Consider the following 23,339-nt stretch of genomic DNA (forward strand, 5'->3'; position numbering starts at 1 on the left):
CCTGTTATATTTTTTTATCGTCAATACTTTTATTGCCTTTATCTAATATTTTTTGCAAATCCCGCATGGCATGCAGGTGTGTTTCATATTCCAAATCATTCGCATCATAATTCATACGCCTTTTTAATGCATCAATTTGATTTTGAATTTTAAATTTTACTTCATCAGTCATGTCTGCACCGCTTTCTGGTTTTCCCATGGTGTTAACTTTAGTCCTAATTATAACAAATAGCTTTTTACCATACAAGCAGGTCTAAAAGCTAAATTACTTAAAATCATCACTATTAAAATCATTTTATATTTCCTTAGTTTAATACATAATCAACTGTGACAACAATGTATAAATATACGTATTGTGTTATCCACAAAGTTATCCACAATTACCGTTAAAATGTGGATAACTCTTAAATCTTTTGTGTTTATTAATCTGTTTATGCACAGGCTAAAATGCGTTTATCCACAAGCTTTTTAATTTATCACTTTTATTTATATTATTATCAGTAATACCCGACCCTTTATTTATAAGTCTTTATCCCTTTATAGAAAAAATCAAGGCACTAAATATAGTGTCTTGATTTTTTTCACCACAATATACCCCTGTGGATAACCTTTGAAATAAAAAATTATTAGGTCATTGCATCTTTATTACTTTTCAGCACGAAATTTTACCAATGCATTTTCCATCTTTCTGACGTTATCTTCCAAAGTAATATCTGCATTATACGCCTTTACTGCAGCCATCTGTTCCATAAAACTGCTACTGTATATTATTTCAACACGCTTTCCCAACAGACATTTTGTTTGACGCATTACAAGATTCATATTAGCATTATTGGGTAAAAGAATATATTTTTCCGCGATATCACTATGTACCGTATTAATAAAATTGCCAACAGCCAGTCCTTTTTCCCTATCCACCATCAAGACCAGGGCTCCGCAATGCTGAAGCTTTATGGCATCGGCATCATTTTCTGCCACTGCCAATACACTCAGCTTACTCAGCGGCCGTCCCAGCACAAGCGGTTTATGGTACTCAGCCATATTATCGACGCGTATATCATAGGAATTGCCCCAGCCGGTTATTTTTTCAACAATTACTCCCGGCCTTTCCACGTGCAAATGAATTCGCACATCGTGCATTTTCTTTTCCACCACAATCATTTTACCGTATTTAGCCAAAGCTTTTTTCATATTCTCGACAGCTGCCTTACAATTATAAATAGTCATTTGCACGCAATATGGATAAACAATGTCATTTATCGGCTCCGGTACAGTGTGTGAAGTTTTCGTTCCTGAAGAAAATATTAACGCCGGTGATACAAAATTTCCGTCCAGTCCGGACTGACATCCTTCTAACAGCACCATTAACGCTTTAGCTCCCGCATCAACACACCCGGCTTTTGCCTCAAACTCTTTCAGCGCCTGTGTACCGGCGTCAATAGCCGCTGCCAGTATTTCAGAGATTGGTCGATTATTGCGTACTGCGCCATGTGCTCCTTTTGCTACTGCTTTTGCCGTTATTATTATTGAACGCTCCGTATCTTCATCAGAAGTCCGCTGCGCATATAAAATTCCGTATTGAAACGCTTTACCCAAAACGGATGAATCCACATCATATTTACCGGCAAGTCCCTTTGCTATACCGCGAAAAATCTGGGCTAAGAGGACACCGGAATTCCCCCGTGCCCCCAAGATTGCACAATTGCTTACCGAACAGGCTATTGCCCCAATTCCGTCATTATTACTGTTTCTTATTGACATAGCTGCTGCAGCCATAGTCCGAAGCATATTGGTTCCGGGACAAACCAAATCGGCAAGCGACGTTCCATCCAGACTATTTATATTTTCATATTCTAATAAGAAGGCACTATATGCACCAGCTATCATTCTCTTAAAGTCACTGCCGGTTATTATTTCTTTATTGCCATCCATAAATATCGCCCCCATTATTATCAATTCAATTTTACCCGATTACCTGATAAATTACAATCTCCTATCATACAATGGCTTTTCCAGTAAATTTATATAACAAATTTAAAAGCTTATAATATTATAGCAATTTTTTATTGATTGTTATATAATTAAAAAATGAATATCATTCGTAAATAGAAGAGGTGTGCTTCTTGTATCCAATAAATTTAATTCTTGACAATAAACCTTGTGTTGTTATCGGTGGAGGAATGGTAGCCTGCCGAAAAATAAAAGGCCTCATCGACGCTAACGCCAAAATCACAGTTATAGCCCCGAAATTAAATGATGAACTTCAAATTCTGCAAGCTGAAAATTTATTTGTCTGGTTGAAAAAATCTTATGAATATGGCGATATCAAAAATTACATTCTGGCTATTTGCGCAACAGATGATGAAGAAATAAATCATCTGGCTGCCAATGAAGCAAAAACAGAACATATCTTGATAAATGTTGTCGACAGATTACCTTTATGTGATTTTGCCATGCCGGCTGTCATTCGTCGCGGCAATCTGCTCATAACATCGTCTACCAACGGAAAAAGCCCGGCAATGGCCAGAGAAATCAAGCGTGAATTGGAAGATTTCATCGACAGGGGATATGCCCCGTTCATCGAAAAATTGGCTGTACTGCGTCAAGAAGCGGCATCGGTAATCCCTACTTTTCGTCAACGCGAGGATTTCTGGCGAAAAGTTCTCAATAGGGATATAATGATTTTAATTCATAAGGGTAAGGTAAAAGAAGCGGAGGATAAAATTCGTAATGCAATTAGCAGTTTTAGGGCTTAATCATAAGACGACACCCGTAAATATCCGTGAAAAATTTTCTATCAGCTCAGAAAGTGTTATTGAGGGACTGCATCATATCGACGATTATGGCAATATATTGGAAGCTGTTGTCTTATCAACCTGTAACCGCAGCGAAATATATGCCGTTCTTGATGATGGAAATGAAGGCCGTGATACATTAAAAAGATTTTTGTTCGATCTTACCGGCAACGAAGACGATATTGACTATTATTTGTACTATTATCCTGATCACGCTTGTATTCAACACTTGTTTCAAGTAGCCTCCAGCCTCGATTCGTTAATAATCGGGGAAGGACAAATTTTAAGTCAGGTAAAAAAGGCTTATACTATAGCCAGAGAAAATGGTGCCACCAGCACCGTTTTAAACACGTTGTTTCATCGTGCAATTTCCACGGGAAAGAGAGTACGCACTGAAACCCATATAGCTTACAATGCTGTATCGGTCAGTTATGCTGCAGTAGAACTTGCCCGCACTGTATTTAAGGGTGATTTGAGCAATTCTTCCGCTCTGATTTATGGTGCCGGTGAAACAGCTGAATTAACGGCAAAAAATCTTTTAGGTAAAGACATCAAAAAAATATACATCGCCAATCGTCACATTGAAAAAGCCCGCTTACTCGCTGACAAATTTGACGGAAAAGCCGTTCCTTTTGACAAAGCCTTCACCAGTACAGAAGATATTGATATAGTAGTCACATCTACTGGTGCTCCGCATTATGTAGTAAAAACATGGGAAACCCAGCAGTTCATGGCCAGAAGAAAGGGAAGGCCACTAATTTTTATTGATATTGCCGTGCCACGCGATGTCGACCCCGATGTAGCTAAAATAAAAGGGGTTCTTTTATATAATATCGATGATTTAAAAGCTGTCGTTGAAGACAATATAAAACGTCGCGGACAAGAAGCAAAGATTGCCTATAAAATCATCGGTGAAGAGGTAGATGAACTCATTGAACGTTTCCGCTATCTTAGTTTTCGTCCGGTAATGGTCCTCCTGACCGATAAGGCTGATCGCATACGCTGCCGTGAAGTAAAACGAGCGATGAATAAGCTTGAAAATATTACACCGGCACAAGAACGCGTTATTGAAAATATGTCAAAAATGATTGTACGAAAACTGCTCCGCGAACCAATGACTAAACTTAACAGCTCTGCCGGAACATCGCAGGAAAAATTCTATATTGACGCTATGAAAAAATTATTTAAACTCGATGTCTTAAAGGAGAAAAACAGTGAAAAGCAAAATAGTTATCGGTACGCGCAACAGTAAATTAGCTTTATGGCAGGCTGAATATGTGGCTAATTGTATCCGACAGAAATATCCGGAAAAAACTGTAGAATTACTACATATCACTACCAAAGGTGATAAAGTTCTGGATGTACCGCTCGCCAAAATAGGTGGCAAGGGATTGTTTACCAAGGAAATTGAAACTTTCATGCTTGATGGAACTATCGACATTGCCGTGCACAGTCTTAAAGATATGCCTACTGCTTTACCCTCAGGCCTTATACTTGCAGCAATAACTAAACGGGCTGATGTCAGCGATGCCTTTGTCAGTACAAAATACAACAGCTTTACCGCTCTGCCGCCGGGAGCAAAAATAGGTACATCAAGTCTGCGCCGCAAAGCACAGTTGCTCAACGCCCGTCCTGATTTACAGATTTGTGATTTGCGCGGCAATGTCAATACCCGCCTCGACAAATTAAACCAGGGCCAATATGACGCGATAATATTGGCCGCAGCCGGCTTAAAACGACTTGGCTTAAGTGATAAAATCACCGCTTTACTATCCCCTGAGCTTTGTCTGCCGGCTGTTGGACAAGGTGCATTGGCAATTGAGGCCAGAAAAAATGATACCGAAATGCTCAGTTTATTGGCATTTTTGCATGATAAGGCAACAGCCACTGCAACAACTGCTGAAAGAGCTTTTTTATCCAGGGTAGAAGGCGGTTGTCAGGTACCGGTCGGTGTGTATGCACAGACAAAGAAAGACCGTATTTCAATCGAGGCGGTCATTGCTTCATTAGACGGTAAACAACTGCTGCGTGACAAAGCTGTCGGTCCCATTACTGAAGCTGCAGATCTTGGCAGACAAATCGCCAATAAACTTCTCGACGCTGGTGGTTTAGCAATAATGCAGCAGATCGGCTTACTAATGGAACAATAATTATCAACAATCAAACTTTAATATTTTATTGTAATAATCAGGAGGAAATATGGCAGGGATTGTTTATCTTATTGGAGCAGGTCCTGGTGATACAGGTTTATTAACAATAAAGGGAGCTGAATGCATAAAAAAAGCTGATGTAATAGTGTATGATTATCTGGCTGATAATAAACTTCTTACCCTGGCTGACAAACACGCCCAGTTTATTTATGTCGGCAAAAAAGCAAGTCAGCACACTATGCAGCAAGAAGAAATAAACCAGCTTTTAGTAAATAAAGCCAGGGAAGGTAAAATAGTTGCCCGCCTTAAAGGCGGTGACCCATTTGTTTTTGGCCGCGGTGGAGAAGAGGCTCTTGCCCTAAAAAATAATAGTTTACCCTTTGAAATAATTCCCGGTGTGACTTCTGCAATCGCAGCAGCTGCTTATGCTGGTATTCCTGTTACCCACCGTAAAATTGCATCATCTTTTGCCGTAGTCACCGGCCACGAAGACCCCACCAGAAAAGAGTCAGGACTTAACTGGTCACATTTGGCAACAGGTGTAGATACCTTAGTGTTTTTAATGGGTGTAGGCAAGCTTCCCTATATAACCGAACAGCTTATGAAAAATGGTCGAGCTGCCAATACTCCTGCAGCCTTGATTCGCTGGGGTACAAAACCACAGCAGGAAGTACTGCTTACAACAGTCGAAAATGCAGCACAGGATACCAAACTTCATGGTTTAAAACCACCGGCAATATTTGTTGTAGGAAATGTGGTGAAACTGCGTGATTCACTTAAATGGTTTGACAATAAAATACTTTTTGGCAAAAACATACTAATTACTCGTTCACGCGAACAAGCTTCTAAACTTACTAATCAATTGGAACAACTTGGAGCAAACTGCCTGGAAGCACCAACAATAAAAATAACGGATCCAGATGATAATTATGCCGGATTGGATAAATCCATTGATAACATTCACACATATGATTGGTTAATATTTACCAGTGTTAACGGTGTCGAAAAATTCTTTGACCGCCTCTACTGCAAACATCATGATACAAGAATATTAAACCACGCCAAAATTGCCGCTATTGGAGGAAATACTGCTGAAAAGCTTCTCACTTATGGCATAAAAGCTGATTGCGTCCCCGAAGAATTTCGTGCTGAAAGTTTATTAACCAAGCTTCAGCCTTATATAAATAAAAACAGCCACATTCTCTTAGCACGAGCTAAAGAAGCACGTGCTATACTGCCGGAAAAATTGCACCAGGCAGGTGCGACTGTGGATGTCATACAATGTTATCGCACGGTTACAGCCGATTTTGATTATAGTGCTATTATTGACAAACTCAAAGCTGGAAAGATCGACTTAATAACTTTTACCAGTTCATCTACTGTTATAAATCTACTAAAATTGATTAATGGTAAGACCGAACTGTTAAATGACGTCCTAACAGCCTGTATTGGTCCTATCACTGCCGCGACCTGCCAGGCACATGGACTAAAATCCAATATTATCGCACAAACATATACAATTGACGGCTTAACAAATGCAATCAAAAACTTTTATCAGCCAGACAATTGAATTGACAAGCAAAGTATGCATTGCTATAATAAAAAAATATTATAAAATTGTAAAATAAGAATGTTATTCAAAAGGGGTGGACAAAGTTTTATGAAATTGACACAAAAACTGGCAGCAATAATTGCCATATGTGTTTTAGCTATTGGAACAGCAGTAATTGCAGGCTGTGGTTCTTCCGCCGACTCCGACAAAAAAGTCTTGCGTGTCGGCATGGAATGTGCTTATGCACCGTTTAACTGGGCACAAAATGATGACACCAATGGTGCCGTTAAAATTGCCGATTCAGATCAATATGCAATGGGTTATGATATTCTCATGGCCAAAAAGATTGCTGACGGTATGGGCTATAAATTAGAAATACATAAAATGGATTGGGACGGACTTATCCCTGCTGTCAATACTGGCAAAATTGATGCAGTAATCGCCGGTATGAGCATTACCGACAAACGCAAGCAAACAGTTGATTTTTCTGATGTCTATTACAATGCTTCTATTGTTGCTCTCGTCAAAAAAGATGGGAAATATGCCAATGCTCAAAGCGTTGCTGATTTAAATGGGGCCATTGCTACTTCTCAACTCAATACTGTCTGGTATGACATGATTGACCAAATTCCTAATGCTGATAAACAACCAGCTATTGATAATGTTCCCGGCATGATTGTCGCTCTTACTTCTGGGAAGGTTAACGTTCTTGTCCTTGATAAACCCACTGCTATGGCCGCAGTATTCGCCAATCCTGATTTAAAAATGCTTGATTTTACTGGTGATGGTACATTCAAAGCTTCTAAGGAAGACGTTGAAATGGGCGTCGCCGTAAAAAAAGGTAACAGTGATTTACTCAAAAAAATCAATGAACAACTGGCGAAAATTAACGATGATGACCGCAATAAAATGATGGAAGATGCTATAAAGGTTCAACCTTTATCTAAATAGTTCCAGCCATGAAATAAATACAGCACAAAGATGTGATGGGGTGGCGAAAGCCACCCCTATATTTTTTGTGGTCTATTCAGACTAAACATAGTATAATATGTTTAGTTTTTGTAAATTTCGTAACATATTCAAGGGAGAGTGGTTTAATGGCAGCGGATATGCCAACAACCTTTTTAGGTTGGGTTATGTTTATCATCAACCAATATGGCACTGCTTTATTACAGGGAGCGGGTGTGACATTATTACTGGCCCTATTTGGTACACTCATTGGTTGTATCATTGGCCTGTTTGTGGGCATTGTCCAAACTATCCCGGTAACTGACAGAACCAATTCGGGTTTTAAGTTTTTAAATAAAATCATTCAATTCATTTTCGCCGCTTACGTGGAAATTTTTCGCGGCACACCAATGATTGTTCAGGCAATGGTTGTTTATTATGGTTCAATGGCGGTATTCAATATTGACATGTCGGCCATGGTAGCCGGTTTCTTAGTTGTTTCCGTTAATACCGGTGCATACATGGCAGAAACAGTCCGTGGCGGCATTATTTCTGTTGACAAAGGGCAGACCGAAGCCGCTATGGCTATAGGCATGAACCATATCCAAACAATGTACACCGTAGTACTGCCACAGGCCTTGCGGAATATTATGCCACAAATTGGCAACAACTTAATCATTAACATAAAAGATACATCAGTATTAAATGTTATCTCAGTGACCGAGCTGTATTTTGTCTCAAAATCCGCAGCTGGTGTTTATTACCGCTATTTCGAAGTATTTTTTGTCACCTGCGTCATTTATTTCATCATGACTTTTACCGCTTCACGGATTCTCCGCTATATTGAGCACCGTATGGCTGGCTCAGCGGACTATCAACTGGTCAATGATCCGATGGCTGATCCTACCGGTATCTTCCCTAATAATTCAAATCAGGGAGGAAAACAATGAATACCACAAAAAATACACCTATCTTATCAGTCAGACATTTAGTAAAATGTTTTGGACAACGAGAAATCTTAAAGGATATTGATTTTAGTATCGACCACGGAAACGTCATCAGCATAATCGGTGCTTCAGGATCCGGTAAATCGACTATGCTGCGCTGTATTAACCTTCTGGAAACACCCACCTCCGGTGAAATAATTTTTGAAGGCAAAAACATACTTGATATCAGCAATAACATACCCTTATATCGGACAAAAGTAGGAATGGTTTTTCAGTCTTTTAATTTATTCAGCAACATGTCTGTACTGCAAAACTGTATGGTCAGTCCGGTAACTGTCCTAAAACATCCTAAAAAGGAAGCTCGACAAACCGCCATGCAATATCTGGAAAAAGTAGGCATGGCGCAATATATAAATGCCCGTCCCGACCAATTATCTGGCGGACAAAAACAACGTGTAGCCATAGCCCGTGCCTTGGCTATTAAACCTCAAATTTTACTTTTCGACGAACCGACATCCGCTTTAGATCCCCAAATGGTCGGTGAGGTATTAAGCGTAATGAGTGACCTGGCTAATGAGGGCCTTACTATGATAATAGTAACACATGAAATGGCATTTGCCCGTGATGTATCAAATCGGGTAATTTATATGGCCGATGGTGTTATAGTTGAAGACGGTACTCCTCAAGATATTTTTGGTAATCCACAAAATAAGAAAACCCAGGAATTTTTGGCACGATTTACTAAAAACATATAAATTAACAGCAAAAATATCCTTTGATTTAGTAAAAATATACTAATCAAAGGATATTTTACTTAATATTCGGGCTCATAATTTACATATTTTTTATCAAAAAATCTCTCCATACATGAAAAAACAGGTCACTGTTGAACAGCAGTTATTTTATGTTATAATATGAATCAGATTCAATTTTTATAAAAAGAGGTGACAAAGAGAGTATATACACTCTCTTAATTATGTACAAAAATACTTTTCCACAAAAACTTCGTCCACGCCGCATGCGTATCTCTCCTGCAATTCGTTCAATAGTCAGAGAAACCATTTTATCAACTAAAGACTTTATTTATCCGATTTTTGTTATCGCCGGCAAAAATATAATGCAGGAAATTCCCAGCATGCCCAATTGTTACCGTATTTCGATTGACAATGCCGTAAAATTAGCCAGGGAAATATGGGCACTCGGCATTCCGGCTGTAGAAATCTTCGGCCTTCCGGAATATAAAGATGAAATTGGTTCTTCTGCCTGGGACATGAAAAGTCCTGTCCAATGTGCAATAACCGCTATAAAACAAGCTCTTCCTGAAATGGTCATTGTCGGTGACGTCTGTCTTTGTCAATATACAACACATGGTCACTGCGGTAAATTGTGTGGTCACTATGTCGATAATGATGCAACTCTTGAACTCTTGCAAAAAGTTGCTGTCAGCCAGGCTAAAGCCGGAGCCGACATCATCGCACCATCCGATATGATGGATGGACGTGTAGCAGCTATCAGACAAGCTCTTGATGATGAAGGTTACATTAATACTTCAATAATGTCCTATGCAGTAAAATACGCTTCTGGTTATTATGGACCATTTAGAGATGCTGCTGATTCAACACCTTCCTTTGGCGACAGACGCGCCTATCAAATGGACCCAGCCAACGCTCGTGAGGCTATCAAGGAAGTTGATCTTGATTTGCAGGAAGGCGCTGATATGATTATTGTCAAACCGGCACTCGCCTATCTCGACATCGTCCGCAGAGTAAGGGAACATATGAACTTACCACTGATTACATATAATGTAAGTGGTGAATATGCTATGGTCAAGGCCGCAGCTCAGAATGGCTGGATTGATGAAAAACGTATCGTTTTGGAAACCCTGACCAGCATGAAACGGGCTGGTGCAGACAGTATTATCACCTATCATGCCATCGATGCTGCTAAATGGCTGCGGGAATTGGAATAAACTCATCAATAACAGCAAGGAAAGTTGGGGAATATATGCTTCATCTGGAAAAATCACAGGCTGCTTTCAACGAAGCCAAAATGCTGATGCCTGGCGGAGTCAATAGTCCTGTGCGTTCATATAAAAATGTCGATTGTGATCCGCCGTTTATTGATCATGCCAAAGGAAGTAAAATTTATGATATAGACGGCAATGAATACATTGATTATGTCGGATCCTGGGGACCTATGGTGGTTGGTCATGCACATCCACAGGTAGTTGAAGCACTAAGACAAGCGGTAGAAAAAGGCACCAGCTACGGTGCTCCGACTCTGCTCGAAAGTGAACTGGCAAAATTGGTCATGTCAGTTTACCCTTCTATAGAAAAGATACGTATGGTAAACTCCGGCACAGAAGCAACAATGAGTGCCTTACGCGTTGCCAGAGGATACACTGGACGCGATAAGATTGTTAAATTTATTGGCTGTTACCATGGGCATGGGGACAGTCTTTTAGTTAAAGCCGGTTCAGGAGCGGCTACCTTTGGTGTTCCAGACAGTCCCGGTGTTACAAAAGGAACGGCACAGGATACTATCACTGTACCATATAACGACTGCGACGCCATAACAAAAGTATTGCAGGAACAGGGGACGAAAATAGCCGCGGTTATCGTTGAACCGGTTGCCGGCAATATGGGTCTGGTTCCTCCGAAACAAGGTTATTTACGACATTTACGTAATTTGACACAACAATATGGCATTGTTTTAATTTTTGATGAAGTAATGTGCGGATTTCGGGCCTCATTAGGCGGAGCGCAGGCTGCATACGGTATTACTCCTGATATGACTTGTCTTGGTAAAATAATCGGTGGCGGTCTTCCCGTTGCAGCATATGGCGGAAAAAAAGAAATCATGGATATGATTGCACCAATCGGCCCAGTATATCAAGCTGGAACATTGAGCGGCAATCCTTTAGCGATGACTGCCGGGATTGCCACACTTTCTCTGCTTACTGCTGACCCTGAACCAGGGCAGCCTGACTATAGCCGTACATTGACCTTAAAAACAAAAAAACTGCTGCTTGGAATACAAGCCGCTGCTAAAGACGCAGGCATCAAAATACAACTGCATCAGGCAGGTTCTATGTTTGGGATATTCTTCAATGAGAAGGATGTCTATGACTATGAAACATCCGCGGCATCAGATCAGGAAGCTTTTAAAGTTTATTTTCAATCAATGCTCGAACAAGGCATTTATATTGCCCCATCACAATTTGAAACACTTTTTATGAGTGGTGCCCATACTGATGCCGACATTGAAAAAACAATACTCGCAGCTAAGAATGCTTTTAGTTGTGTAGCTGAATTATAGATTTATAAATACGGGGTTTTTGCACATATTCATTTTCATTCATAAATACGCAATATCTCACTTGTTTCCCCGCCTTCAGAAGAGTGGGAAAACACATAGCAGTGAAGGGTTGCATCTTTATGAGGTCAATGCTGTTCATGCAATGGCCTCGTATTATTTTTTTGTCTATTATTTTAGAAATTTTATTTCATTTATGTTTTTAAAAAATAACAATTTTAAAAATAAATGAAATTTTATTGCTTATTTTTTTAATTCATGTTATTATAATTTTAAAATAATTCGCAAAAAGGAGTTAAAAATGTTAAATGAATTAAAAGGTAAATTAATTGTCTCCTGTCAAGCTCTGCCAGATGAACCCCTGCATAGCTCTTTTATAATGGGACGCATGGCCAATGCCGCAAAGATGGGCGGAGCCGCAGCTATACGTGCACAAAGCACGGCAGATATCATCGAAATAAAAAAGGTCACCGGTCTGCCTGTCATTGGCCTTATCAAAAAGAAATACGCTGATTCGGAAATATACATAACTCCGACTTTATTAGAGGTAAATGATCTCTTATCATCAGGCTGTGAAATTATTGCCCTGGATATGACTAATCGTATCCGTCCCGGCCATATCGATATCCAAATATTACTGGATCATATTCATGCAGCCGGCAAACTTATTTTAGCCGACATTTCCACCTATGATGAAGGTATGGCAGCACAAGCTTTAGGTGTTGATGCTATCTCAACTACAATGTCTGGTTATACACAGTATTCCAGACAATTATCCGGTCCTGATATCGGATTAATAGAGGAATTATCTGCTAATGCTTCTATTCCCGTGTTTGCTGAAGGTAAAATCAATACCCCGGATGATATAAAAAAAGTGATGGCTGCCGGTGCTTTTGCCCCAATCGTCGGATCCGCAATCACCAGGCCTCAGCTTATAACAGCAAAATTTGCTGCCGCATTGTGTTAATAATTATAAAATGTAATTAAAAAAGGAAGGATAAAATGAGTATTTTTGACAATACCACATCCAAAGGGACTTTTTTTGAAAAGGCTCAACGCTTTGGTAAATCGTTTATGCTGCCAATAGCTGTCCTACCGGCTGCCGGTTTACTACTAGGAATAGGCGGTGCCTTTTCAAATCCAAATACTATAAGGGCTTATCCTTTTTTAAATATTACCTGGCTACAAAATATTTTTACAATTATGGCCGATGCCGGCAGTATAGTGTTTGCTAATCTGGCCATTTTATTTGCAGTCGGTATAGCTGTCGGTCTGGCGCGCTCTGATCGGGGTACGGCCGGATTAGCTTCTCTATTAGCATTTCTGGTCATGAATTCTACTATTCATTCCCTGTTAAAAATCACTGACACCTTAGCAAAAAATAATCTGGCACAAGCAGGCCAAGGGATGAGTTTAGGAATACAAACATTAGAAACTGGTGTTTTTGGCGGTATTGTTGTTGGTATTATGACCTACTACCTGCATAATAAATATAATAAAATTGAACTGCCACAGTTTTTGGGATTCTTTGGTGGATCACGTTTTATCCCCATCATATCTTCATTTGCTGCAATATTCCTTGGGGCAATAATGTTTGTAATCTGGCCACATTTTCAAAAGATTATTTTTGGCATAGGTTCCATTGTCGGCAGTACAGGTTATATTGGCACATTAATTTACGGTTTTATACTGCGCATGCTTGGACCATTTGGTCTTCACCATATCTTTTATCTGCCTTTCTGGACAACGGCCTTGGGAGGCAGTGCCATAATAAATGGTCAGCTCGTCGAAGGGACTCAACGAATATTTTTTGCCCAATTAGGTGATCCTTCAACTACTCATTATTATATTGGCATATCTCGTTTCATGTCTGGCAGATTCATAACCATGATGTTTGGTTTAATCGGAGCTTGTCTTGCAATGTACCAAACAGCCCGTCCGGAAAAGAAAAAAATTGTCGGTGGATTATTATTATCAGCTGCCCTAACATCATTCCTGACAGGCATTACCGAACCCATAGAATTTTCATTTCTATTTGTTGCTCCTGCTTTATACGTTCTTCATGCCTTTTTTGACGGCTGCGCTTTTATGATTGCTCATATGCTGCAGATAACCGTGGGCCAGACTTTTTCCGGTGGATTCATTGATTTTATTTTATTTGGAGTGCTTCAAGGTGTTTCTAAAACAAATTGGATTTATATTCCTATGGTAGGTATTCCTTGGTTTTTCCTTTATTATTTTTCCTTCAAATTTTGTATTTTAAAATTCAATTTGAAAACACCCGGCCGGGAAGACGAGACGGATGAAATTTCTATTTTAACCCAAAATAACACACCCGCTTCAGCAAACCAAAATCGTGTCGACTGTATTATTAACGGACTTGGCGGCAAAACCAATATCATCGAACTTGACTGTTGCGCCACACGTCTGCGAATTACAGTAAAAGATGGTAATCTAGTAAGAGAAAGTTTATTAAAAAAAAGCGGGGCCCGTGGTGTCTTAAAAAGTGGCAATGCTGTGCAGGTTATTTACGGGCCACAGGTTACAGTTATAAAAAATGAATTAGAGGAAACATTAAATTTATGATTTTATCATATCTACAATTTTTAGGAGTGAATATCCTATGAAATTATTAGAGCAATTAGAAAATCCAAATTTTAAATTATCCAAATCCGACAAAAAATTTATGGATTATATAAAAAAAAATATAGCCAATATTTCCCATACCGCTATTGCCAAATTAGCGGATGAATCAGGAATCGGTGAAGCTACTATTACACGATTCGTCAAAAAAATGGGGTTTTCCAGCCTCCAGGAATTTAAATTAACCTTAGCCGGTGAACTAAAAGAAAAATGTAATCAATATATTATAAACAATCATATAAATCGTAATGAATCTGCTTTAACCACAGGACGAAAATTAATTGATATATCTATTGGGACTTTAGAGAAAACATTAAATTCAATGCCTGATACATTAATTGAAAAATGTTCAGCTGTTATAAGGCAGGCAAAACATTTATATTTCATTGGTTTAGGCAACTCCGGTTTTACCGCACTCGATTCCGCCTACAAATTTTATCGTATCGGTTTCCAAAGCAGTGGTTTTGATAACAGCCATACCATGATAATAACAGCATCTCTTGCCCAGAAAGGTGATGTATTGGTTGCTATCTCACATGCCGGCTATTCTCCTGAAATAATCCAGACCATCAGGCTGGCTAAAAAGAACGCCGTTACGGTAATTCTAATAACTTCAAACAAAGAAAAACAAACCAAATATTTAGCCGACTTTATTATCACTTACGAGGCTAAAGAATCATTACTGGAAACTGGCTCAATTGTTGTAAAAATGGCTCAATTTTTCGTCATGGATTTGCTTTACACTCAAGTAGTGAAAGAAATGGATGAAAAGGCAGTCACTAATAAACAAAAGACTACTAAAGCTATCCAGCTGCTGCACAATTGAAGGGAGAAAATCTTAATATGCGTATTATTGTTACAAAATCCTATGATGCTATGAGCATGACCGCTGCTAAAATTATTGCAGGGCAAATCTATCTCAAACCAAACAGTACCTTAGGACTTGCTACTGGCAGCACACCGCTTTTAATGTATAAAAAACTTATCGATATACACAAATCTATAGGGCTCGATTTTTCCGCTGTTACTTCATTTAATTTAGATGAATACATTGGTATCAACCCGGAAAATCCGGAAAGTTATCATTATTTCATGTACAATAATTTTTTCAAATATATTAATATCATGCCGAAAAATATTTATATTCCCGATGGTATGGCTGCAGATATTAATAAAGAATGCCATGACTATGATCAATTAATAAAAAATAACGGCGGTATAGATCTACAAGTGTTGGGGATTGGTAAAAATGCCCACATTGGTTTTAATGAACCCGATATAAAATTTGAAACGACAACTCACAAGGTAAAACTTGATGATGAAACTATTGAAGCAAACTCCCGTTTTTTTGCCGATGCAAAGCAGGTACCGCGTTATGCCATAAGTATGGGTATAAAAACAATCATGTTCGCTAAGAAAATAATTTTACTGGCAAACGGTAAAAATAAGGCTGAAGCAGTATTCAAGGCTGTCACTGGTAAAATAAGCCCGGCAGCTCCTGCTTCTATTCTGCAACTGCATCAAGATGTTATAGTTATCGTCGACAAAGAAGCAGGAGCAATGCTGCCACATGTAGAAAATTAAACAGCATATGTTGCTAAAATCTTGTACTGCTGCAGCAGCAATTATCTACTTTAAATTATCTTTAGAATGTTTTCTTATTCTATAGCCGTAGACAGTATAAGTACAAAAATAATTTATTTTTATGGAGGGTTACAACAATGAATAATTGGTTCGAAAAATTACAAAGTATTGGTAAAGCACTGATGCTGCCAATAGCTGTACTACCCGCTGCAGCATTATTACTGCGTTTCGGTGCACCGGATTTACTCAACATTCCGTTTATTACTAAAGCCGGTGGTGCCGTCTTTGACAATCTGGCTTTAATATTTGCCATTGGTATTGCCGTTGGTCTGGCTCGTGACAACAATGGAGCTGCCGGACTTGCCGGTGCAATCGGTTATCTCATCTTGACCGCCGGTCTAAAAACTATTAATCCTGATTTGAACATGAGTGTTCTTGCCGGGATTATCAGCGGAATTGAAGCCGGTTATCTCTACAATCATTTTCATAACACAAAACTCCCGGAATTTTTAGGATTTTTCGGTGGCAGACGTTTTGTTCCTATTATAACTGCAGTAGTATCAATCATTTTAGCCGGAATCTTTGGTGTAATATGGGGACCATGCCAAGCTGTCATCTTAGCAGTTGGTGAATGGATTATCGGTGCTGGTGTTGTCGGTACTTTTGTATATGGTGTACTCAACCGCCTGCTCATTCCTTTTGGTCTTCATCATATTTTAAACAGTTTTATCTGGTTCGTATTCGGCAGTTACACCACACCAAGCGGTGTAGTTGCTACCGGTGATTTAAACAGATTCTTTGCCGGAGATCCACACGCCGGCATGTTCATGGCCGGTTTTTATATAATGATGATGTTTGGTATGCCTGCAGTAGCCCTGGCAATGTATCGCTGTGCCAAACCAGAAAATCGTGCCAAAATCGGCGGTGCTCTTTTCTCAGTTGCCTTTACTTCATTCTTAACCGGTATTACTGAACCAATAGAATTTATGTTTATGTTTTTGGCTCCGGCACTTTATTTTGTACATGCTATTCTCACTGGTTTAGCTTTATCGGTAGCCTATGGTTTCGGCATATTGCACGGATTTGGATTTTCAGCTGGTTTCATTGATTATGTTTTAAATTGGGGTCTCGCTACCAAACCTATTTTAATAATACCTATAGGTTTAGTATTTGCTGTAATTTATTATGTTATATTCAGTTGGTCCATACGTCACTTTGATATTCCTACCATTGGCCGTTATGATGAAGAAATAGCTTTACCGGAAGATACCGACATGAGCGAGTATACTATTTCAATAACTGAAAAATTAGGCGGCATTGTCAATCTTAATGATGTCAGTTCCTGTATTACCCGTCTCAGACTTACCGTAAAAGATCCTGATAAAGTCGATGATGCGGCACTAAAAGCTTTAGGCGTAAAGGGTGTTATAAAAAAAGGCTCTTCCGTTCAGGTAGTCGTTGGCACACATGCTGAATTTATCGCTGATGAAATGAATCGATTAATGAAAAATCACAATTAAAGTTTACTATATACACAGGAGGAAAAATGAAAGCAATTATAAATGGCAGAATTATCGTTCCTGATATTAATGGTAATTTTAAAACATTAAATAATCATATGCTCATTTTTGATAACTATATACAAGATATACTGCCAATGGACGATTCATATATTGCTACTGATATCATTGATGCCAAAGGCTGTTATGTAGCACCGGGTTTCATCAATATCCATATTCATGGCTGCGGTGGCGCCGATACAATGGATGATAATCTGCAATCCCTAAGCACTATCAGGATTTATCAAGCAAAAACCGGCGTCACTTCCTTCCTGCCCACAACCATGACTTATGATTTACCTCGTATTTACCGGGCATTGGAACGAATCCGTGCTGCCCGACAGACACAAGAAGGTGCTGCTATATTAGGCTGCCATATGGAAGGACCTTTTATCAATGCCGCCCGCAAAGGTGCGCAATCGTCACAAAACATTATTAATGCTGATTTTTCTCTGATAGAAAAATACAAAGATATTATTCGTCTCATTACACTGGCTCCTGAAACATTGTCCGGTAATTACAACTTTGTCGAACAATGTCAAAAAAATAATATAACCGTATCTATTGGTCATAGCTCAGCCAAATATTCTGTAGCTCAAGATGCCATCAAAAACCACCATATAACCCACATAACTCATTTATTCAATGGTATGCCGCCGTTTCACCATCGCCATCCTGGAATTGTAGGCGCAGCCCTAGATAATGACGTTTTTTGTGAATTAATAACGGACAATGTTCATGTTCATCCTGTAGTCCAGCGAATGGTATATCGGTTAAAAAACCGCGGATATATTATATTGATAACCGATTCTATGCGTGCCTGCCTACTTGGCAACGGAATATCCGAACTTGGCGGCCAGAAAGTTTATGTCAACGGCCAGACAGCAACATTATCGGATGGTACTATAGCCGGCAGCGTCTTGACCATGGATCGTGCTATTGCCAATTTTATGAATGCCAGCGGTGCAAAATTACCGGAAATAATTGAAATGGTTACAAAAAATCCGGCAAAAGAACTTGGTATCTATCAGCAAATCGGCTCAATAGAAAAAGGCAAACGAGCTGATATAACGATTTTTGATGATACCATAAAAATTAAAACCGTATTAGTCAATGGGCGTTGTGTATATACACATCATAAAAATAATTCATCTGACTAAATAAAATATTCACTGTATATTATCAGCAATTATTGAAAGCGAGAAATTTTATGTTTAATTTATTTGGGAAAAAAGAACTCCATATTGACGCTCCTGTTCAAGGAAAAATATTCGATATAGACAAAGTGCCCGATGAAGTTTTTTCTTCTAAAATGATGGGCGACGGCTTTGCTGTCGAACCGGAAAACGATACTATAACCGCACCATGCGATGGTGTTATAGCCGTGCTGGCAAAAACCAAGCACGCCATAGCTATACAATCAAAAGAAGGCGTACAAATTCTAATTCACATTGGTCTTGATACCGTTGAGCTCAATGGCAGGGGATTTACCGCATATGTAGAACAGGGCGCTGGAGTAAAAAGAGGTGACAAACTAATTACATTCGATCGCGATTACATCAAAAATCAAGGCAAACCTTTGACTACCATGTTAGTCCTCACCAATATGGACGAAAAAATAAAGAAAATCGAAAAAAATCTATCTGTTTCCAAAACTGTATTACGATTAGACATCAAATAAATATTAAATTTACCGTAAATGAGATGATCTTCCATGATAAAACGTCTATTAAACTGTACTGCCAGTGATATCGCGGCAATGGACAAGCTTTCTCTATTGGAAGCCATCGCCCGTAGTGAAGGCCGTGTTATGGCCTGTGAAACCATTGGTGCCGTTGCACCTTATCTTGAAACCGTTACCAATGCGGAATTTGCCGCTGGCATGGGGGCTGATATTCTTGTCTTAAACATGTTTGATGTTAACAATCCGGATATTCAGGCATTGCCAAATGTTGATAAACAAGATACTATTCGTGAACTAAAGCGTTTGACGGGAAAAATCATTGCTGTTAACCTAGAACCGGCTGAATATAGTTCGTCTATTCTTCAGAATGAAGGCTGGCCTCTGACTGATGGACGCATTGCCACTGCCCAAAATGCCCGCACTTTAAGCACCATGGGCGCAGACATGATTATATTGACCGGCAATCCGGGAAATGGCATTAAAAATGAAGCTATTTTTCAATCGCTAAAATCTATTTCTCAGGAATCAGGCAGTAAAATTATTTTGGCGGCTGGAAAAATGCATGCAGCCGGTGTACTTACCGAATCGGGTGAATCTATAACCACAACACGAGATATTGATGCATTCATCTCCGCCGGTGCCGATATAATATTATTACCGGCACCGGGAACTGTCCCGGGACTTACTTTGGACTATGTTCACAGTTTAATTAAACATATTCATAAATCACGTGCCTTAGCTATGACAACAATCGGCACTTCACAAGAAGGTGCCGACCGGGATACCATCCGCCGTATTGCTCTTTTATGTAAAATGGCCGGTACCGATATACATCATATTGGAGACTCTGGTTATGCAGGCATGGCCCTGCCTGAAAATATCATGGCTTATTCAATAACCATAAGAGGTGTCCGCCATACTTATCGCAACATGACTCAATCAATAAATCGCTGACCCGGTATCGCTCCTGTATAAAAATGACGGTGATGTAAAATGAAAAGGATTATCGCTGAATTTGTTCTCTTATCTTCAACGATAATCCTTTTATCAAAAATTCCTACTATATCGATGTATCTTTTTTGTATTATTACCAAATATCACTACAAATTATAATAAATACGCTTTCCCCTTGGTCTAAAAAATATTTATCAATTCCATATTCCGCATCAGTCATTCTTTATGATAAAAACTACAATGCGTTTTAATCAAAAAGATGAAATCGTTCTTATTCAGTTTACCTCTACATCCACAACATTATTTATCTGAGATAGCTTATTTACTATATCAGCACGTTTAAGCTTATTTTCATTATATACTATAAATTCCATTTTTATCATACCACTGGCTACAGCTGTAATCTGAATGTTTTTAATTATAATATGGTTCAGCTGTAAGCATCTGTGAATGCTCAAAACCTGCCCTGGCCTGTCTTCGGTAATTATAGAGACTATCAAATTATCATAATGTGTTATCAATTCCATATGAGATAATGAAACCAATACCAAAAACACAATGGCCGACGTAACCGCTGCTCCCAGATAATATCCGGCACCAACAGCCAGCCCCACCCCCGAAACAACCCAAATACAGGCCGCCGTGGTAAGTCCTATGATATTTACGCCTTCCTTTATTATTGCACCGGCACCTAAAAATCCAATACCGCTGACAACTTGCGCCGCTAGTCTGGCCGGATCTGCATTCGTTCGTCCTTCTACACTGCCATATAAGACCTGAGATAAAAGCATAATAAGACATGAACCAACACAAACCAGAATATTCGTTCTCAGTCCTGCCGACTTATGTTTATACTGCCTTTCATATCCGATTATTCCACCCAATACTGCCGATAAGACAAGGCGCAGGCAAGCTTCCCATTCCGATGGCACAATTTCCACTTCCCAAAACTTTTTATTAGCAGATAAAATCCACTTTCCCAGAAAATCGATTATCATAAATATAATCAATTTCTGACAAGCATAAACTATCATTTACCAGTCATAAGCAAATATAAAATGTTATTTATATTATATACGATTTTCTACATTTGCGGCAAAAAATATTTAGCAGCGGCTTGATATCCCTTTTCAGCTATAATTGTGCCAACTTTTTCATAAGTAAAACGTGAACCCAGATACACTCTTAAATAATTCTTCATTCTCATATCATCTTTTACCAGCATTCCCGCCAGCGACTCGGTTTGTCTTTGCATTTGTCCGCTCCAATACCAGTCACTGTCTGATAAAAAAGCGATTGTATGTTCCGGTCTTATACTGTCTGCCGTGTATTTTAACCCCGTTTGTCCAATTGCAAGATAATGATTCACCACAGCAAATTTTTTTATCCCCTGCAATGATACATCATCAATTCCGTGAATGGCCGCAACCGAAAGAATAAGTTTTTTATCGCAGCCCTGCCTCTTCATTTCCTTCAACACTAAAGAATGATGATCAGCTGCCTTAGCAATAAAATCATCTTCACTTTTCTCCAACACATAATTATCATCAAATTTGTAAATAAATCGTTTCATTGTGTCATGCAACACTATTGTTGTATACAATAAATCATAATCTATACATATACCTCGTTTTTCGTATACCCTGGCAAGTGCATCTGCATACTCCAAATCCTGCAATACATGCACCGCCAATCCGCCAAAATGAGCTTGATGCGCCCCTGAACCCGGAGCAACAGAAAAATCCCACCTTGCTAAAAAATTATATTTATAGGAACTTTTCGGTTTAGTCATTGTCAAAAACAGCTGTATATATTCTCTCCAGTTTTTATCCACTATCTTTTCAATATAATTTTCCTGTATTATTTTATAAGCTTTTTTCCCTTGAAATTCAGCCAAATCAGCTGGACTTTTATAATCTATATGCAACATAATTACACTTCCTGATTATATCATGTGTGCTGGACTATACCACCAGTCATTTCCCTGCCAATCCATACAATGATTGCTCCCAGTATATATGAACCGATATAAATATTCATTGCCATCCCCAGCCCCATGGAGTTGGCTACTATTCCTGCGATAATAGGTGTAACAAAAGCACCTACTTCAGCACCCATAATGCCAAAGCCACTGGCCGCAGATGTTAAATTAGGCGGTACACAATCGGTCATCCATGATAATATTGTTGGATACAGTCCTGTTATGAAAAATCCCGATATAGCTGCCCAGCACAGTGTCTGCGTAACAGTAACAGAATTAAGCACACCATACCATGTAATTCCGGCGGCAGCATAAAACAAGGAAATCCCGGTACGTCTGCCGAATTTATCAGAAATTACACCTGATAATAATGAACCTAACGTACCGGCTATCAGCATGACGGCCAATAAAGAACCTGACGCTATAAATGAATAACCCTTGACTTCTTTAAAATATAATGGTGTAAATGTATTAATAGACCAATATCCAAAATTAGCAATAAATTGCAGGGAAAAAATTATCCATGCATTTCTAATTTTCAAAATATCTTTAAATACGCCCTGTTCTTTTCCACCAGCGTCTAACGTTTCCTGATATGCCGGCATATCTTCCTTTTTTATCTGAGGTACATATTTCCAAAACCAAGCTGCAACAAGCAACGTAGGAATAATCATAAATATCCACGGACTACGCCAGCCATATTCAGCCCCCATAAAAGTGGCAAAAAATATACCGACCATGCTGCCTAGTGTCCACCCTGTTTCATAAACGGCAACTGCCCTGCCACGATTTTTTTTAGGAAATACAGCTGATACATACCCCACAGCTGTTGAATAAAATGACCCTTCGAACAATCCTGTTACACCTCGTGTTATTGCTAAACTTACCGGATTTTTTACAAAAGCTGTAAAAACAGTAACGATCCCAAATCCGATTACGCTTGGTATAATGACCTTCTTTGCCCCGAATTTATCAGCTAAATATCCACCCGGAACAGGTGTAATAGTGTATCCAATAAAAAATGCCGTCGTTAAAAAGCCTATTCCCAAATACCCCAAATTCATTTCATCTTTAATCAATGGCAGCAATGGCGATAATAATGATCTATCCGCAAAATTAAGAAACCAGCCCAGCCAGCATCCCAATAAAACCAGCTTAGCACGCTTATTATTTTGTCTACACTCTCCTAATAACATAGTATACACTTCTCCTTATATAATATATTTA

General features: G+C 39.0%; 22 protein-coding genes. 17 read left to right on the plus strand and 5 right to left on the minus strand.

What is annotated here, in order from left to right; translation table 11 throughout:
• Window positions 1-4 precede the first annotated feature (4 nt).
• Both I6751_RS08100 and I6751_RS08105 read right to left on the minus strand, forming a co-directional pair.
• Window positions 5-199, minus strand: coding sequence for an aminoglycoside phosphotransferase (locus I6751_RS08100; RefSeq protein WP_229711378.1), 195 nt, complete (start codon window positions 197-199; stop codon window positions 5-7).
• Between the two features lie 446 nt (window positions 200-645).
• The gene (locus I6751_RS08105) at window positions 646-1,932 is read right to left on the minus strand and encodes a DAK2 domain-containing protein (protein ID WP_196592105.1); all 1,287 of its coding nucleotides are present in this window, start codon (window positions 1,930-1,932) and stop codon (window positions 646-648) included.
• A gap of 182 nt (window positions 1,933-2,114) precedes the next feature.
• Between I6751_RS08105 and I6751_RS08110 the strand changes: the two genes are divergently transcribed.
• The 17 genes from I6751_RS08110 (at window position 2,115) to I6751_RS08190 (ending at window position 20,131) form a co-directional block, all read left to right on the plus strand.
• A complete protein-coding gene (locus I6751_RS08110) occupies window positions 2,115-2,756 on the plus strand; it encodes a precorrin-2 dehydrogenase/sirohydrochlorin ferrochelatase family protein (protein ID WP_330998644.1) in 642 nt (213 codons plus the stop codon).
• Window positions 2,731-4,047: a glutamyl-tRNA reductase gene (gene hemA / locus I6751_RS08115; RefSeq protein WP_196592107.1), complete on the plus strand. Its 1,317-nt coding sequence runs from the start codon at window positions 2,731-2,733 to the stop codon at window positions 4,045-4,047. Before I6751_RS08110 ends, hemA begins: the two co-directional genes overlap by 26 nt.
• Entirely contained in the window at window positions 4,010-4,945 is a 936-nt protein-coding gene (gene hemC, locus I6751_RS08120; protein ID WP_196592108.1) for a hydroxymethylbilane synthase, read from the plus strand. Before hemA ends, hemC begins: the two co-directional genes overlap by 38 nt.
• 49 nt (window positions 4,946-4,994) lie before the next feature.
• On the plus strand, window positions 4,995-6,515 hold the full coding sequence (gene cobA, locus I6751_RS08125; protein WP_196592109.1) for a uroporphyrinogen-III C-methyltransferase: 1,521 nt from the start codon (window positions 4,995-4,997) through the stop codon (window positions 6,513-6,515).
• Window positions 6,516-6,605: 90 nt separating this feature from the next.
• The gene (locus I6751_RS08130) at window positions 6,606-7,448 is read left to right on the plus strand and encodes a transporter substrate-binding domain-containing protein (protein WP_196592110.1); all 843 of its coding nucleotides are present in this window, start codon (window positions 6,606-6,608) and stop codon (window positions 7,446-7,448) included.
• A 146-nt stretch (window positions 7,449-7,594) separates the two neighbouring features.
• Window positions 7,595-8,395, plus strand: a complete 801-nt coding sequence (locus I6751_RS08135; protein ID WP_196592111.1) for an amino acid ABC transporter permease — start codon at window positions 7,595-7,597, stop codon at window positions 8,393-8,395.
• Window positions 8,396-8,415: 20 nt separating this feature from the next.
• Window positions 8,416-9,147 carry an amino acid ABC transporter ATP-binding protein gene (locus I6751_RS08140; protein WP_330998136.1) on the plus strand — a complete coding sequence of 244 codons (732 nt, stop codon included), beginning with the start codon at window positions 8,416-8,418 and terminating at the stop codon, window positions 9,145-9,147.
• Between the two features lie 221 nt (window positions 9,148-9,368).
• Window positions 9,369-10,361 carry a porphobilinogen synthase gene (gene hemB / locus I6751_RS08145; protein ID WP_182187524.1) on the plus strand — a complete coding sequence of 331 codons (993 nt, stop codon included), beginning with the start codon at window positions 9,369-9,371 and terminating at the stop codon, window positions 10,359-10,361.
• A 35-nt stretch (window positions 10,362-10,396) separates the two neighbouring features.
• Window positions 10,397-11,710 (plus strand): glutamate-1-semialdehyde 2,1-aminomutase, encoded by a 1,314-nt coding sequence (gene hemL, locus I6751_RS08150; RefSeq protein ID WP_196592129.1) that lies wholly within the window; start codon window positions 10,397-10,399, stop codon window positions 11,708-11,710.
• 298 nt (window positions 11,711-12,008) lie between these two features.
• Window positions 12,009-12,674, plus strand: a complete 666-nt coding sequence (locus tag I6751_RS08155; RefSeq protein WP_196592113.1) for an N-acetylmannosamine-6-phosphate 2-epimerase — start codon at window positions 12,009-12,011, stop codon at window positions 12,672-12,674.
• Window positions 12,675-12,709: 35 nt separating this feature from the next.
• On the plus strand, window positions 12,710-14,293 hold the full coding sequence (locus I6751_RS08160) for a PTS transporter subunit EIIC (RefSeq protein WP_196592114.1): 1,584 nt from the start codon (window positions 12,710-12,712) through the stop codon (window positions 14,291-14,293).
• A 37-nt stretch (window positions 14,294-14,330) separates the two neighbouring features.
• The gene (locus tag I6751_RS08165; RefSeq protein WP_196592116.1) at window positions 14,331-15,176 is read left to right on the plus strand and encodes a MurR/RpiR family transcriptional regulator; all 846 of its coding nucleotides are present in this window, start codon (window positions 14,331-14,333) and stop codon (window positions 15,174-15,176) included.
• Window positions 15,177-15,193: 17 nt separating this feature from the next.
• Entirely contained in the window at window positions 15,194-15,934 is a 741-nt protein-coding gene (gene nagB / locus I6751_RS08170) for a glucosamine-6-phosphate deaminase (RefSeq protein WP_196592118.1), read from the plus strand.
• A 137-nt stretch (window positions 15,935-16,071) separates the two neighbouring features.
• Window positions 16,072-17,454: an N-acetylglucosamine-specific PTS transporter subunit IIBC gene (nagE, locus tag I6751_RS08175; RefSeq protein WP_182187519.1), complete on the plus strand. Its 1,383-nt coding sequence runs from the start codon at window positions 16,072-16,074 to the stop codon at window positions 17,452-17,454.
• A gap of 26 nt (window positions 17,455-17,480) precedes the next feature.
• Window positions 17,481-18,653 carry an N-acetylglucosamine-6-phosphate deacetylase gene (gene nagA, locus I6751_RS08180; protein ID WP_196592120.1) on the plus strand — a complete coding sequence of 391 codons (1,173 nt, stop codon included), beginning with the start codon at window positions 17,481-17,483 and terminating at the stop codon, window positions 18,651-18,653.
• Window positions 18,654-18,685: 32 nt separating this feature from the next.
• The gene (locus I6751_RS08185) at window positions 18,686-19,174 is read left to right on the plus strand and encodes a PTS sugar transporter subunit IIA (RefSeq protein WP_231038034.1); all 489 of its coding nucleotides are present in this window, start codon (window positions 18,686-18,688) and stop codon (window positions 19,172-19,174) included.
• Window positions 19,175-19,207: 33 nt separating this feature from the next.
• Complete coding sequence (locus I6751_RS08190; RefSeq protein WP_196592122.1) at window positions 19,208-20,131, plus strand: DUF7916 family protein; 924 nt, start codon at window positions 19,208-19,210, stop codon at window positions 20,129-20,131.
• 275 nt (window positions 20,132-20,406) lie between these two features.
• Here the strand turns inward: I6751_RS08190 and I6751_RS08195 are convergent, their stop codons facing one another.
• From I6751_RS08195 to I6751_RS08205, 3 genes are all read right to left on the minus strand, one after another.
• Window positions 20,407-21,063: an MgtC/SapB family protein gene (locus tag I6751_RS08195; protein WP_229711377.1), complete on the minus strand. Its 657-nt coding sequence runs from the start codon at window positions 21,061-21,063 to the stop codon at window positions 20,407-20,409.
• Window positions 21,064-21,215: 152 nt separating this feature from the next.
• Window positions 21,216-22,061: a hypothetical protein gene (locus tag I6751_RS08200; protein ID WP_196592123.1), complete on the minus strand. Its 846-nt coding sequence runs from the start codon at window positions 22,059-22,061 to the stop codon at window positions 21,216-21,218.
• Between the two features lie 20 nt (window positions 22,062-22,081).
• Complete coding sequence (locus tag I6751_RS08205; RefSeq protein WP_196592124.1) at window positions 22,082-23,308, minus strand: MFS transporter; 1,227 nt, start codon at window positions 23,306-23,308, stop codon at window positions 22,082-22,084.
• Window positions 23,309-23,339: the final 31 nt, after the last annotated feature.

The organism is Pectinatus frisingensis (assembly GCF_015732285.1).
In the GTDB taxonomy this organism is placed as follows: Bacteria; Bacillota; Negativicutes; order Selenomonadales; family Selenomonadaceae; genus Pectinatus; species Pectinatus frisingensis.